Annotated in this window: 10 protein-coding genes; 5 read left to right on the forward strand and 5 right to left on the reverse strand. The window is 45.4% G+C overall.

Annotated elements, in window-relative coordinates:
• Positions 1-35 precede the first annotated feature (35 nt).
• A complete protein-coding gene (locus tag KXJ80_RS03270) occupies positions 36-1,244 on the forward strand; it encodes a multidrug effflux MFS transporter (protein WP_218737814.1) in 1,209 nt (402 codons plus the stop codon).
• Between the two features lie 125 nt (positions 1,245-1,369).
• Entirely contained in the window at positions 1,370-1,963 is a 594-nt protein-coding gene (locus KXJ80_RS03275) for a tRNA-uridine aminocarboxypropyltransferase (RefSeq protein WP_037423561.1), read from the forward strand.
• Positions 1,964-2,262: 299 nt separating this feature from the next.
• Here the strand turns inward: KXJ80_RS03275 and pdgA are convergent, their stop codons facing one another.
• Positions 2,263-4,380: a putative bifunctional diguanylate cyclase/phosphodiesterase gene (gene pdgA, locus KXJ80_RS03280; RefSeq protein WP_218737815.1), complete on the reverse strand. Its 2,118-nt coding sequence runs from the start codon at positions 4,378-4,380 to the stop codon at positions 2,263-2,265.
• Between the two features lie 282 nt (positions 4,381-4,662).
• Between pdgA and KXJ80_RS03285 the strand changes: the two genes are divergently transcribed.
• Together KXJ80_RS03285 and KXJ80_RS03290 are read left to right on the forward strand one after the other, a co-directional pair.
• Positions 4,663-5,016: a hypothetical protein gene (locus KXJ80_RS03285; protein WP_037426688.1), complete on the forward strand. Its 354-nt coding sequence runs from the start codon at positions 4,663-4,665 to the stop codon at positions 5,014-5,016.
• A 66-nt stretch (positions 5,017-5,082) separates the two neighbouring features.
• The gene (locus tag KXJ80_RS03290) at positions 5,083-5,721 is read left to right on the forward strand and encodes a class I SAM-dependent methyltransferase (RefSeq protein WP_055647307.1); all 639 of its coding nucleotides are present in this window, start codon (positions 5,083-5,085) and stop codon (positions 5,719-5,721) included.
• Here KXJ80_RS03290 and ftsZ read toward each other — a convergent pair.
• The 4 genes from ftsZ to KXJ80_RS03310 all read right to left on the reverse strand — a co-directional run bounded on the left by ftsZ (position 5,718) and on the right by KXJ80_RS03310 (position 10,270).
• Positions 5,718-6,818 (reverse strand): cell division protein FtsZ, encoded by a 1,101-nt coding sequence (ftsZ, locus tag KXJ80_RS03295; RefSeq protein ID WP_256929830.1) that lies wholly within the window; start codon positions 6,816-6,818, stop codon positions 5,718-5,720. The genes KXJ80_RS03290 and ftsZ overlap by 4 nt on opposite strands.
• A 109-nt stretch (positions 6,819-6,927) precedes the next feature.
• Positions 6,928-7,932, reverse strand: coding sequence for a helix-turn-helix transcriptional regulator (locus KXJ80_RS03300; RefSeq protein ID WP_218737816.1), 1,005 nt, complete (start codon positions 7,930-7,932; stop codon positions 6,928-6,930).
• 265 nt (positions 7,933-8,197) lie between these two features.
• Positions 8,198-9,124, reverse strand: coding sequence for an alpha/beta hydrolase (locus tag KXJ80_RS03305; RefSeq protein WP_370687109.1), 927 nt, complete (start codon positions 9,122-9,124; stop codon positions 8,198-8,200).
• A 255-nt stretch (positions 9,125-9,379) separates the two neighbouring features.
• On the reverse strand, positions 9,380-10,270 hold the full coding sequence (locus KXJ80_RS03310) for a LysR family transcriptional regulator (RefSeq protein ID WP_218737817.1): 891 nt from the start codon (positions 10,268-10,270) through the stop codon (positions 9,380-9,382).
• A 280-nt stretch (positions 10,271-10,550) separates the two neighbouring features.
• On the opposite strand from KXJ80_RS03310, the gene KXJ80_RS22405 reads away from it, so the two are divergent.
• Positions 10,551-15,449, forward strand: a complete 4,899-nt coding sequence (locus tag KXJ80_RS22405; RefSeq protein ID WP_218737818.1) for a S8 family serine peptidase — start codon at positions 10,551-10,553, stop codon at positions 15,447-15,449.
• Positions 15,450-15,504 lie beyond the last annotated feature (55 nt).

Raw genomic sequence — 15,504 nt, forward strand, 5'->3', positions numbered from 1 at the left:
GAAATACCTTTTACTGTTAAACCGAGATACATGTTATGCGGCGCAATCTGTTACCTATTTTGATGTCTTTGGTGCTACTCAGCCCATTGGCAATTGATATTTACTTACCTTCTATGCCCACCATGGCGACAGAGTTCGCCGTATCTGCCAGCGAAGTGCAGTCGACACTGGTATTATTTTTATTTGCTATGGGCGTTGGGCAGATATTGATTGGCCCATTAGCAGACCGTTATGGTCGTCGCCCTGTGGCACTCTTTGGCGTGTTGTTATATGGCGCCAGCAGTTTGCTTGCGGCCGCCGCGATTGAATTCCATTGGTTACAAATTGCCCGGGTATTACAAGGTTTGGCTGCCTGTTCGACCTCTATTGTGGTCTTTAGTGCAGTGCGCGATTGTTACTCACCAAAAGAAGGCGCCAAGATTTACAGTTACTTAAATGGGGCTATCTGCGTGATCCCTGCACTGGCGCCAACCTTAGGGGGTCTATTGGCCATGCAGTTTGGCTGGCGATCAACCTTTGTATTTATGACCTTGTACGCGATTTTAATGATGCTCTTGGTCGGCTATCGTCTACCCGAAACTCGTCCAGCCAATACCGTTAGTACTGGCCCTCTTTATCGTTGGAGCCGTTATAAGCCGGTGCTGAGCAATACCCATTTCTTGTTTTATGCTTTTGCTTGTATGTCAGCTATGGCGGCGATTTTAAGTTATGTGTCCTACTCACCCGTGTGGCTTATTGGCCATTTAGGGGTATCCGAGCTGGCCTTTAGTGGGTTATTTGGATTGAATGCATTGGTCAATATTGCCGCGTGTTTTGTTGCGCCAGTAGTGATCCGTAAATTAGGTAATCGTCCCACCGCGATCTTCGCATTAGCACTGCTGGTGCTCTCGGCGATATTAATTGTCACAGCGCAAGCCTTTGGCCCGAGTGTAGGAATGGCTGCTGCTTTTGCCTTTATGTTGCCTATGATGTTGTTGTGTATTGGTTTTGCATTCTTGTTAGGCCCAGCAACCAGTATGGCGCTTTCTGCCTTTGGCGAGCGAGCGGGAACGGCAACGGCAATGTTAGGTTTTATCCAAATGAGTGGCGCATCAGTGATCGCAGGCCTAGTGCAGCAAACAAGCCTGACTGCACCCTATGCGGTGGCGTTAGTGATGGGATTTTTCTCTATCGGCTTACTGTCAATGATGGCGTTAAGCCGATTCGACCACTGGCACCAAGAGCAATTAGCCGCAGAACATTAATACGCCCTAAACGGCTAATTAAAGAAACACCCTTTGCCCGTAGCTTATTTGACCATAGCTACGGGCATTTTTTAGGGATAATTCAAGCTGCTATACTGCTAGAAATTGTTTATCGAGAACGCGCTTTGAGCCGCCATTATTGCCCTACTTGCTGTTATCCAATCAATGCGTGCTTATGCTCCCATGTACAGCAGATAAAACCGCAGACGCAGCTGTTGGTATTACAGCATCCCTCTGAAGTCGAACATAAAAAGAATAGTGTTAGGGTGTTAAGCCTAGTGATACCCAATACTCAAGTGTATGTGGGTGAGTCTGAAGCGGATTTTGCCTCGCTGCGGGAGCAATTAAGCCGATGTCAGCGCCCTGTTTATCTTGTATATCCCTCTGAGCAGAGCGCGAGTGTTGAAAGTCAGTCTATATGCGCTGATTGTGTGTTGCTATTAATCGATGGAACCTGGCGCAAAGCCTTTAAAATCTTGCAATTAAACCCATGGTTAACACAATTTCCGGCAGTGCATTTGGCCGAAGGCTATACGTCAAGATACAAGATCCGCAAATCAAGCCGCAGCGATAGTCTCTCAACCTTGGAGGCGTGTGCTTACATGTTAAAAGCGCTTGATGAGGGTTTAGATGTGAACCCGTTATTGGTCGCCTTTGATGCTATGGTTGCGATGCGATTGCAGGCGATGCCCGCAGAGGTTAGGTTGCGCTATGATTAATTTCACTTTTTAGAATTGCGGCAAGTGATTTTCATTTTTTGCATTTTTGAGACTCTGTACGAATTAAAATAGTTAAAATCTTATTCAGATCACGCTAACGTAACGTAAAACAAGGTTTAATAGTGACGATTCATTTGCACAGCAAATGATGAGATAGCTTTGCCAGCCAATTGCTTTGCAGGGGAGTGATTCCATATTTTATGGTGTGCTGGCAGGGCTATCGAGCCTATCGATAGCCAATCTATATTATCTTAATAAACAATCAGTCACTGTGTTTAAGCGCCTTTAATCGTCTCTATTTAAGCAATGTATTTCTCGGCTAAATAGGACTGAGTAAACTGCTCAACATAACTTGGATAACCAAATAAAAAGCCTTGGGCAAAGCCTTGTCCCATATGGGTAATAATGTCTTTTTGCTGTTGTGTCTCAATGCCTTCTGCCACAAAGTGAATGTTGAGCGCCTGTGCTAATTGCACAATGGCATGGCAGAGTTTTTGGCCTGATACATCGTTCAAACGTAGAACAAACTCAGCATCAATCTTGACACTATCAATGGGCAAGGTACCTAAGCGGCTTAAAGAAGAAAGGCCAGTACCAAAGTCATCAATGGCAATGCCTACACCTAAGGCTTTAATACGTTCTAGCGTATAGCGAGCCTGTTCTGGTTGGCGTAGCAGTGCAGATTCGGTGATTTCTAAAATTAAGGCTTCAGCGGGTAGGGCGACCATTTCCAGCGCACTGACGACTTGGCCGACAAAGTCTACATGCTCTAATTGCAGCGGAGAGACGTTAACCGAAATCTTAAAATCGGGCTGATATTGTGCGCGCCATAGTGATGCTTGCTTGCAGGCTTGTTCGAGTACCCATTGTCCTATGCTGACAATGAGTCCCGTTTCCTCCAATAAAGGCACAAACTCAGCTGCCTCATAGTGCTCGCTGGGAGATTTTTGCCAGCGCAGTAGTGCCTCAGCACCAATGGGGGTGTTGGTGTGCAAATCCACAATGGCCTGATAGGCGAGTTTAAACTGCTTTAAACTGTGGGCATGCCTGAGATTATTGATGAGTTTTAATTTAAGCTCAGCGGCTTGGCTCATCGCTTTATCATAAAACACTAAATGAGGCTGGTTCTTCTTTGCGCAATACATGGCGGTGTCGGCCAAACTAATCAGTTGGCCAGCCTGATCACCGTGTGTAGGAAACAGCGCGATACCAATACTGGTACCGAGGAAAAACTTTTGCCCTTCGATTTCGAACGGACTGTCGAATAAACTTAAAATTTGCTCTGCGAACTCTTGGATTTCTTCCTTACAACTACAATCTTGTAGCACTAAGGTAAATTCATCCCCACCCATACGGGCAATATCCGCTTTTTCGATACAACCCGCTTCTAAACGGGCAGCAACGAGTTGTAATACTCTATCGCCCATTGAATGGCCAAAGCTGTCATTGATATTTTTAAAGCCGTTGAGGTCTAAAAACATCAGTGCGCCGAGGGCGAGAGGATCGTCTTTTAATTTCTCAAGTGCGCCATTAAGTATCTGTTTAAGATGAAAACGATTTGGTAACCCCGTTAACGTATCATACATGGCGCGGGTGGTAAGTTGTGTCTCGAGCAGCTTTTTGGTGCTGATATCACTAAAGATATTCACATGATATTGAATGCCATCCGCAGCGATGCGCCGACTACTTTGCCATGCGGGAAACGTGCTGCCATCTGAGCGTTGTTTTAAGGCTTCACCCTGCCAAAACCCGCGCTGTTTTAAGGCCTGCAAACACTCGCTTTGTTCACTGAAATTAAGCGGGTTGGCTTCTAAAAAATCGGGCGTTTTATTGATTAATTGTTCCGCGCTATAGCCACAAATACGACACATCGCCTTATTGACCGCCAATACCTTATTGTCGGTGTCGGTGATATAAACGGCCTCGGCACTTTCTTCCAAGGTCGTCGAGAGGATTTCTTTCGGGATATGGGCAAAACCATCGGCAATGGCTGGCCTGACTTGAGTTCTACGGTTTAATGCTTGTAACTCGACCAGTACAACAGGTTGTTGCTGTAAATAACAACGATAGAGGTTTACTCGGGTGGGCAGTTCATTCCCTTGATGATTAAGGTGGAGCCAACTGAATTCGACATTAACCCCCGAGACGGCTTCAAGGATCATCTCCCGCGCAAATTCAACGCTGTTACGCCCAGATGATTGAATTCTAGGGGAAAAATCATAAGGTGTGGCATTGACAAAGGTGTCATATTCAGTACCAAAGTAGTCTAAGGTGGCACTGTTTGCGCTAATAAAACTAAAGCCTTGGATCAGCGCGAGGGGTGTTTTATGGGGATGGGCTCGCCAAATAGAGATTTTCTCTTGCAACAGCGGATCATCTGTTGTGAGTTTATTTAGCAAGTGCTGCCATCGAATCATTAGGATACTCCCTTGGTGACACAGATTAAGGTCACATCCTTTCCCTTAGTTTTTGTTTATATCAAATCGTACATCATTCATATGGGGTTAAAAATAAACCGAATCGATGTTTTGCTCAAATATAAATTAAAAAATAACAGTTTAAGATAGGTTCATTTGATTTACTTCAGCGAAAATCATGCTAACTCATCACGGCAAAATAATGTTTTATGCTATGTTTTGCCATGCAGGCTCAGTTTGGCCTGGCCATTTGTGAATTAAGGACTCTAGAGAAGGTGTAGGATGCAAAGACTAGTCAAAACTATCGTTTTAGGTATGTGTCTCGCCGCAGTGTTGCCCGCGGCGCATGCTGCTGAACAACCCAAACCTCGGTTAACCTTGGAGCAAAGGGCTGATAAGGCGCGTATCGACTCTGAGCGGATTGAACAACTGCAACTTGAAAAGGCGCGCCAAGCAGCCAAAACAACCTCAGCACGGGAAGAAACAATAAAACAGCAAACCAATCCGCAGGATTGGGAAGTGCAACAAAAGCTCAAGGCGCAAAAGCAATTTGATGAAAGGGAAAGCCGTGAGCAAAAATATCTGCAAGAAGCCAAGGAAGCTGCGGCCAAAGAGCGTAAAATCCCTAAACCTTAGCTGTTAATCGCGATCTATTTAAAGGCAATCTCTGCCGTTTGCCTTACGACTTTTTAGGAACTGCTGTTGAATACCTGTCCGCTGTGCCATAGCACCGATTTAGTGGCTTATCATCAAGATAAACGTCGTTGTTACCAACAATGCCAGCGCTGTGCTTTGGTGAGTGTCCCCACCGAGTTTTATCTAAGCTATGAAGCTGAAAAAGCCGAATATGACAAGCACGAAAATCACCCTCAGGACCTCGGTTATCAGCAGTTTTTAGATAGAACTCTCGCTCCTTTGTTGACTCGCTTTACTCCATCGGCGTTAGGGCTCGATTTTGGTTGTGGTGAAGGCAAAGTCTTAAGTCTGATGGCCAAAGCGCGGGGTTATCGGGTCGAGAACTACGATCTTTATTACGCTAACCACCCCGAGTTACTGACTCGGCAATACGATTTTATTACCCTGACCGAAGTTATTGAGCATGTGAGTGATGCCGATGCTTTGCTGACTCTGTTGAAGGGGATGATCAAACCTCAAGGCATTTTGGCCGTGATGACCAAGCGAGTGCTTAATCCCACGGCATTTAGCGCTTGGCATTATAAAAATGATCCCACTCATATTAACTTTTACTCCGAAGCCACCTTTCAATGGCTCGCCGAGCATTACGGCTGGCGGCTCGAAGTGATAGATAAAGACGTGGTGTTTTTGCACCAAGCCCACTAATGCGTTGGAGGCTTTTGCTGTCGCAGATAAGTTGGGATTTGCAACTTGTCTAAATCAAACTTCGATTGTGCTGGTTCGGGTAAAGGTAAGGCTGGACGCTTAATAAAATCATGCACATTGATATAGCTATCATCAACAATCTGCACAGGATCAGGCTTTGCTGTCTGCTCTAATCCAATTCCCGTGGCAATCACCATGATTTCAAGCTCTGACTCGAGTTCAGGATCTATGGTTAGCCCAATAATAACAAGCGCATCCTTGGGTAATTGCTCATGCACTGTCGCACCGATTTGGTTGTATTGACTGAGTTCGATGGTGTCTTTGGCTACCACACTGACAATCGCAGCTTGCGCTTGATTTAGCTGGATATTATCGAGCAGGGGATGTTGCATAGCGCGTTTAACGGCCGAGACCAGATCGTCATCCGCCTCAAGGCCGCTCACCCCCATAGCGGCGCGGCCTTGGCGACTAATGACGGAAATAAAATCATTTAAATCAATATTGATGAGCCCTGCTTGGCTGATGGTATTGGCAAGCCCAAGCAGTACATCTTGCAAAATTTTATTGCTCTCCTTAAAGGCATTGAGCAAGGTGACTTTGGCCCCGAGCACCTCGGCCAGCTTGTCATTGGGGAGTACGATAACGGCATTGGCACTCTCCAGTAATTCTTGCAATCCCACCTCGGCATTGGCCGCTCTATGTTGACCCTCAAAAGTAAAGGGCGTAGTGACGACTGCGATAACGGGTTTCAATAGTTCTCGGGCGAGTCTTGCGACCTGTGGAAGTGCACCAGTGCCCGTTCCGCCACCTAAACCCGCAGTCAGAAATACAATATCCGCGTGCTGCATTTGCTGACTTAATTCTTGGGCCGATTCAATCGCAGCCGCACAACCGACATCAGGTTTAGCGCCAGCGCCTAAGCCTCTGGTGGTTTGCGGGCCAATTTGAATGCGGGCGTGGCTGCTGGTGGCCGCCATGGCTTGCGCGTCGGTATTGACCGAGACCAGTTCGACGCTTGGCGGCAGATTGGCGTGGCTGAGTTGATTAATGGTATTGCAGCCGCAGCCTCCCACACCCAACACGGTTAATTTGGGCATAGTGCTAGCGGATCCTTCACTGATAAGTTCAAACATGGTGATTCTCACGATTAGCTGTTATCTCTTAAAGCTAACCTTGAGTAGCGACTAGACTTGTCGCATCAAACACTTAAACCGCAGAAAGATATTTGGCATACATTTTCTGGCTTAGGGCTGCAAAATGCTCCCGCAGTTTTGCTGGGGCTAATACCTCAACGGTGTCGGCCATTTCCCATAGCACCGCGCGAAGTTTTGGGGTGTCATTGACCTCAGCCGTTACATAAAAGCGCCCATCCTCACGTAATTGCATGGTTTGGTTTTCACTAAATTTAGCTTCACGCATGATAAAACTTGCCCGATCGGCGAACAGTAATTCGAGGTGAATTTTTTCACCACTTAGACCTTGGGCGGTTTTATTAATATCGAAATCTGTACTCGCCACCGCAGGAGTTGAGAGTAACTGTGCATCACGCAGTAAACCTATTGGTTTATGATGGCGGCGTTTATCAAAACGGCCAATCGTAAAGGCGAGCAGTGCTACACCGTCACGGATTAAAATTCCCTGTGGATTGATTGGGTTGTAATGCAGCCAATGCATTTTGCCATTGATCCGTTTTTTTATATCGCAGCTAATTTGCTTTTTGTCCAAAATCGCCTGTTGTATCACTTCTAGGGATTTAGGTTCGTGCTGCGGCAGGATAAAGGGATAAGGCTCTGGGAGCTGTGCAACTCGGCAAGCCCAATAAAGCCAAGGATTCTCAGGATCGCTAGCTAGCACTTGATCGGCCCGCTCGAAATAGGGTTGCAGTTGTTGCAAGCTTTGTGGCGGCATCAACTGGCTGGCACTTCGCTTTAAGGTGGTTAATGCCAGCGCCATATGTTGATCCATTAACTCCAGATTAAGGCCACGCCAGCAAGATTCAATTGACCAACCATAGGGCTTGTTTCTGTCATCGAGGCGCAAGCCAAAGGTGCCCATTTCATACATCGCCTTGAGGTCTCGCTGCACTGAACGCTTACTGATATCTTGCGTGCGGTTTGCTAGTCTCTCGACTAATTCATTCACCGAAATTTTGCGCGGAGCACGCGGGATTAAGCTGAGTAAGGTCACTTGACGCTGAAAATTAGGCTGCATGTAAATTGATAAGTTATAGGCTTAGGCTCGAATATCCGTATATTAATCAATAGCAGCGACAAAAGCTGTCGTAGCTTTTGAGCTTTGGCCTATAAATGATGCTTAAAAGTGATGGAGAGTTAAAAGCCGTGAAGCTGAAAAGCCTAATCTTGTTTACTGGCTAAACGTTGCTATTTGGCATTCGCAGTGAGCTAACGCAGTTTTGTCCCAAAGATACCCAGCCTGAAGGTTGGCGATTAGCCCTTAATAATTGAAGAGGGCATTGCTATTTTAAAGCGAGCAAAAAGATAAGTGGGATATCTAGCCTTGCCGCCCAAGCGTGTTCACTATGCTTGGCACCTTCGAATGTTAAGCTTTGCCAATTCTGACTTGTGTAACCTTTCGCCTTAATGATCTTATCTGCTTGAGCTTGTAATGGTGGATACCAAGCATCTAAAGTGGCCGTTCCATGGTCAAAGTAGAGTTTATGTGTCGAAGGATCGGGGAGTTTTTGCTGCATATAGTTAAAAAATGCAGTCGGAATAGGGTTGTTTTGCTGTTCAAACGTACCTAGCCAGTGAGTTGATAGGCAAGCCGCACCACCGAAAATATGAGGGTATTCGCTGATCGCATATAGTGAAATTAATCCGCCCATACTCGATCCCATGACAAACGTATGGGCGGCATCTGTATAAACAGAGTAATGGCTATCGATATAGGGCTTAAGTTCTGTCACTAGAAATTTAAGATAGCGATTTGAATATACTTGCTGGCTAAATAGCGCTTGGTTTTTAGTGCGTTGTAATTGATAGAGTGCAGTTTGTTGTGCTTGGGACAGATTTTCAAAGGGCTGCTGTGGAAAGTACTCGCTGTGGCGATTTGCGCCGGCGTTATCGATTCCAACCACGATAAAAGGTTGAGTTTTTCCTGCTTTGATGAGTCTCGATGCCACCTCGTCAATTTGCCACTCCTGTTTGTTCCAACTTGTTGTCGCATCAAATAGCATTTGACCATCATGCATATATAGCACTGCATAACGTTGCTGTTTATCGTAATCCGCGGGTAACCAAATATCGATATTTCGAGGAGGGACAAATGCCGAAGGGTAACTGGTGAGTCGCTCAATGCTGCCAGCGCTTACTTGCGGTAATTGCGCATATACATTGAAACTTGAGCTTAACAGTATAAATAAAATGCCGAGTAATCTCATCATATTGGTTTTTTAGTGTGATGGTGATTGAGATCAGCTTAGCGTATTTAATCTTGCTTAAAAGTTTAAATACGATTGCAATCAGGCAGCATGAGAAAGGCCAAGGTGAATAATCTATATTTGACAGAATGAATGGCTAAAAATTATCTATAGCTTAATCGAGAGTTATCTTGTTTTGAATGCTCATTTTTATACTCATTTTTATACTCATTTTAATGTCAGTGGCGCTGTATCTTCCGTAGTAAATCCAAATATCACTTAAAGTAGCAAACTTAAAAGGCGTTTTGCGGGAGCACTGATTTGGTTTTTAAGCATTACCACACTAAAAAATACGTTTAGTTTAGGCATGTCGATGGGGGTTATCACTCGTACCGCATGCCTAATATCATCATCAAATAAGGTGATTTGTGGTGTTAATGCGACAATTTGAGAGTGTAATAGTGCGCCTTTTATCGGCGGGAAAGAATCGTAATGTAATAATCCAGAAAAGTCATTGCGATATTTATTAAACAGATCGCCAAATTGTTCACTGACGCCATAAGGCAAGTTTTTGGGTATCGCGAGTGGATATTTGCGAATATCTTCTAGGGTTAAACGATCTAAATACGTCAACGGATGTCCAGCTCTGGTACAAAAAACCGCTTCAAAAGAAGGTAAATTAAAGGATTGTATCGAGCTTTCGTGGCCAATAATCTCACCTTCAACATCAGTAATTAATAGAGTGAGTTCTCCGCGTAGCAATTTTTCCAGTTGTTGTTGCCAGGTACCAACTTCGAGATCGATATGAATGTCTGGGTATTGCTCAAAAAAACGTCCGAGAATCGGCCCTAGAATGGTATTTGCCGGTACAGGGCTTGCACCTATTGATAAATAGCCACTGCTCTTACCCTGCATATAGTGTAATTCTTTTCGAAGGGCTTCGACGTTTTGCAAAATATGCTGACTATGGCTGAGAACGAGCTCCCCAGCAGGGGTTAAAGAAGTTGATTGATTTCCCCTCAGCAACAGCTCTGTACCCAGTATATGTTCGAGTCGTTGAATGCTTCGGCTTAATGAAGGTTGAGCAAGATTTAATTTTTGGGCAGCTTTTTGAAAATTACGTTCTTTGGCTAAAATCTGGAAATTTTTAAGATGCTTAAACTCAATCACAAGTTATTTGTCAAGTAATTACAACATATGTGCAACATACCCTTGTGGCTCAGTATCGACAAGTAGACGTTGGTGACAATTTGTATCTTTATCTTCATATGAATAATTAACAATTATGAGTAAGTGTTTGTTTTGATTTTTTAATTATTTGGCTCTGTTCTCGTATAGTTTTTTGTCATCAACTGATACGTAAAATGCATTGGCTTTAAAGTATTGCTGACGGTAACTATTCATTCTGCAAATAACAAATTTGCAACATAAATCTAACAAGGAATGAGTAATGAAATTGAAGAAGATCAGCATAATGACCTTTGCGGCGCTATATGCGACCGGAATAGGGACGTTAGTTGCCAATCCTTTAGATAGGAACCAAGCCGAGCAAAAACTTATTGGTATCAAGCTGGCACCCGAACAAATATTAGCCAATAAAAATAAACCAACCCATCCGGCTTTGAATCGCGCTAATAGACCGGGTCAAATTGGTATGAACGTCCATCGCGCTGTAAATGGGAGTAGCAATAAGGCGCCATTTGCATGGGAAAAGGACATTGATGGAACGCATACCTATATTATTCAATTAATGGATGCTCCTGTTTCACTTTATCAGGGTGAGAGACCTGAGTTTGCCGCCACGTCGCCTCGTAGCAATCAGCCCGCAATACGTTCTAATGAGCGTTTTGGGACAATCGATTTAAAGAGCAAAACCGTTAAAAACTACCAAGCTTTTTTAACGCGCTCTCAGAATGAAACCGCTAGCCAAATCAAGCGTGTTGCACCAGATGCTGAAATAAAGCGTCGCTTTAATGTGGCACTAAACGGTATGACCATGGTGTTAACCCAGGAGCAAGCCGCTGAAGTAGCTAAGCTGCCCAATGTTAAAGCGGTGACTCGGGCGAAGGAATATCAATTATTCACCGATGTCGGCCCTAAGCATATTGGCGCTGATATGATTTGGCAGGGCACGAGCACTCCCGACGGCGTTGCGATGCGTGGTGAGGGCATTATTGCTGGTATTATCGACACTGGGATTAACTCAGATCACCCCTCTTTTGCCGCAGTTTCGGCAGACGGTTATAAGCACGTCAACCCATTAGGCGAAGGCAATTATCTGGGCGATTGCCAAGAATATCCTTTGATGTGTAACAGCAAGCTTATCGGTGTTCGTTCCTACGATATGATTACCGATACCTATAAAGATCCGATTTTCCAACCCGATCTGCCACCGTGGGAAGTGGATTATAAACGCCCACCCAATGGTGAAGATTACAACGGTCATGGTTCACACACAGCCAGTACAGTTGCGGGTAACGTGCTCTACAATGTGCCCTTTAAACTCAATGGAACTGATGAAAAATCAGATGGTTTTGATACCTCTTTAGTCTTCCCCGAAATTTCAGGCGTTGCCCCAAGGGCCAACATTATTGCCTATCAAGTGTGCTATCCCGGTGGCGGCTCTTACGGCGAAAACTACGGTGGTTGTCCTGGCGATGCCTTAGTCGCTGCGATTGAAGATGCCATTATCGACGGTGTTGATGTGATCAACTTCTCCATCGGTGGACTTGAACATCTACCTTGGTACGATGCGGTTGAAATGGCGTTTTTAGCGGCCCGTGAATCAGGGATCTCTGTTGCCGCCTCGGCGGGTAACTGGGGACGTTACGGGCCAGGTTATATCGACCATGTATCACCTTGGTTAACATCTGTTGCCGCCAGTACCCATGGACGCCAAATTGAACCTGTTGAAGGCAAACTGTCTTTTGTGGGGGAAAATGCTCCTGAAGATATGACTGGTTATGCCGTAACAGGTGATATCACAGGTAACTTAGTTGATGCAGCGGCTCACAATGATCCTCTCTGCTTACAACCCTTCCCCGCAGGCACCTTTAAAAGTGATGATGTTGTCATTTGTAAGCGTGGAGAGAATGGCCGAGTACAAAAAGGGATTAACGTTGCAGCGGGTGGCGCGGGTGGCGTGATCCTGTATAACGCCATTTCATTTGATGATGGTACTGGCGCTAATAGCCTAAATTTGAACCCTTTCCCTATCCCTGGAATGCATATCGATGCGGCATCAGGCAATCAGCTAGTGGAATGGGTTGCTAGCGCTACAGAGCCTAAAGTCACTATCACCGCGGGTAAGATTATCACCACTGAGCGTGAAGCCGATGTGTTAGCTGACTTCTCCTCCCGTGGTCCAAGTAGCACTAACCCCAATGTAATGGTGCCCAACGTATCGGCACCTGGGGTTGACGTATTTGCTGCTTATTCTGACGAAATGCCTTTTAGCTTGTATCCCTCTCCGAGTGATTATGTAGCCATTAGTGGTACTTCCATGTCTGGTCCACATGTGGCGGGCGCTTTGGCGTTATTAACCCAAGCGCACCCACAATGGACGCCTGCGATGATTCAGTCGGCACTGATGACCACCGCCGTGTTAGGTAAAGCTCCAACCTACGATAATCCGCCAAAATTAGTGGATGCAACTTTCTACGATATGGGTAGCGGAGTGATTAACGTTGCTAGAGCCGTAAAAGCAGGTCTGGTGATGGATGAAAACGGTGACAATTATCGCGCAGCTAACCCGATGGAAGGCGGTGATGTAACCGCGTTAAACGTGCCTTACTTAGTCAATGCGGAATGTAAAAGTAGCTGCACTTGGATGCGTACCTTTACTGCTACGACTGATGGCGAGTGGAACGTGAGTGCGACGGAAATCACCACAGAAGGCGCGCCTTTCCTTGAGTTAAGTGTTTATCCGCAAAAGATTAAGTTAAAAGCGGGTGAGCAACAAAGCATTATGGTGACCGCGAAAATCCTCGATGTAACCTCTGTCAACGCTAACTCTTCCTCAAACGAAGTGTTTGGTAAAATTGACCTGAAACCGACGGACGCCAGTTTGCCAGATCAATACTTGCCCGTAATGGCACGTTTTACTGGCTCTAGCTTGCCTGAAATTGTCGCAGGAAAAATCCACCGCGATACTGGTACTATGCTAACACCTGAGTTGATGACCAAAGAAATCAGCGAGCTAAATGTCAAAGTGAGCGGCTTAACCGCAGGTGCAGTCACAGAGCACAAACTTAATGCCGCCTATGTTGACTTTACAAAGCCTGAAACATTGGAAAATAATCCGGGTGTTTCGGTGCATTTCTTTGACGTACCAGAAGGCACTCGCCGCATCGTATGGGAAGAAGTCTCTGCAGATAATGCCGCATCAACGTCTTTAGATATTGGTATGGACTTGAATAGCAACGGCAAAGTGGAATGGTATGACGAGGCGATTTGTTACTCCTATACCGATGTTACCGACTATTGCGCGATCAATGATCCAACGCCAGGCCGCTACTGGGTGATGTTAGGTAACTTTAAGCGCCCATGGGGAGACGAGATTGATACCAAAGACAGCATTAAAGCGAGTCTGGCGATTATTTCCGACACTGATACTAAGCAACTGAATGTAACAGGGCCAGCAAGTACCAATGGTATCGATCCTTACCAATTGCAAATGAACTGGTCTGTCACAGGCAGTAAAGCGGGTGATCGCTTATACGGCTTGGTTGAAGTCGGTAATGGTGCGCAAAACGTTGGCAACATTGGCAAAATGGCCGTGCATTTAGTGCATGAGGGCAATGATGTCAGTATCAAGACCAGCCAACAACAAGCCAAAGAAGGCGATGTTGTTGAGGTCAAGATGGTGATGGCACCAAACCTACTCGGATTAGAGCGCGATGTGAATATTGCCTTAACACTGCCCGAAGGTTTGCAATTATTGCCTGACACGTTAAAAGCGACCAGCAATAACCAAGATCTAAAAGCTGGTCTGACTGTTGCTGCACAGCAAATCACCCTGAAAGCGATGCAGCAGGCGAGTAATGCGCAAAAACGTCAATATCTCTTCACCACGAGCGAGACCGATGAGAGTTGTCGAATTCCTATCGGTTCGAATCCTTATTATTTGGATTTATTTACCGAGGCTGGAATCACGCCTGAAGCGGCGATTGCTGGTCGAGTGAATGAAACGGTAACCGTGCCATTAAGTACCTTTGGTATTGATCGTATCCCGTTGTATAACAATCCAGAAGAGTATTCACACAAAGATACCTTAAGCATTTCTCCTGGTGGCTTTATTCAGCTCGATCAACTACCACTGTTCTGGGCTGATCATTACCCAATGGAAGGACAATATTTCCCCGATACTGTGATTGCTCCGTTATGGCGTGGAGATGGTGTTACCATCCCAGAATATAATTTGGATACCGAAAGCATGGACGGCGTATCGCTTGCTGTTACCAATGACCGACGTTATCTGATTGTTGAATGGGACAATATGCGTCAGGATTTTGCCTTTGGTATTAACCATGATCCTGACTACGATGCCCGTTACAGTTTTGAGCTATTAGCCTCAACTCAGCTTAATTTTGCCCCTGGTGAACATGAGTTTATTTTTGCCTATGACAAATTAACCGGTAACAAAGCGCACTTAGGTTCAATTGGTTTACATGGTTACCATGGACCGCGTGGCACCTTTGGCCCTGCGTATGGTTATATCGGTGATGGCTTTGCCTTTAACGATCTGGATAAGAAAATTGCAGAGGGCTTAGTGGTCTGTGCTAACTACACTGGACCGGAAGCAACGGCAATTGAAGTATCATTCTCCGCCCGTGTGGGCGCCAAAGCGGTAGGTCAAGATCTGCAGATTATTGCTAAAAGTGATTACACTGGCAGCAATAGTATGACCTCTAGCGGAAGCCTCAAAGTGCCTTCAAACCTTGCAATCGGTGCTTTAGGCGATATGTCTGTTGCCGAAAACACCAGCATCAGTTTTGAGGTGCTAGTGCAAGATAAAGAAAATACCGCTAATGGTATCCAAGTCACAGGCGCGCATATCTCCTCAGTTGTTAATGGTAACCAAGTCACCATCACTCCCGAAAAAGATTGGCACGGTACAACCACTGTCACAGTGAAAGCCTTTGATAAGGTTTATCAAAATGACATGGTGCAAACGAGCTTTAACTTAGTCGTGAACTCTGATGGTGTGGAGCCAACGCCACCAACTACGCCTCCAACACCACCTGTTGAAGAGACTAAAGAGAGCGATGGCGGTAGCTTGGGTTGGCTTGCCATCCTGATGCTTGGCTTGATGGCCGCATCACGTCAAAAATGGAATGTTAATAAGTAAACTTCACCTTTAAGTAGTACCTTGTCTTTGGGCCTTCTAACGGAGGCCCTTTTTT

Source organism: Shewanella xiamenensis (genome assembly GCF_024971755.1).
Lineage (GTDB): Bacteria > Pseudomonadota > Gammaproteobacteria > Enterobacterales > Shewanellaceae > Shewanella > Shewanella xiamenensis.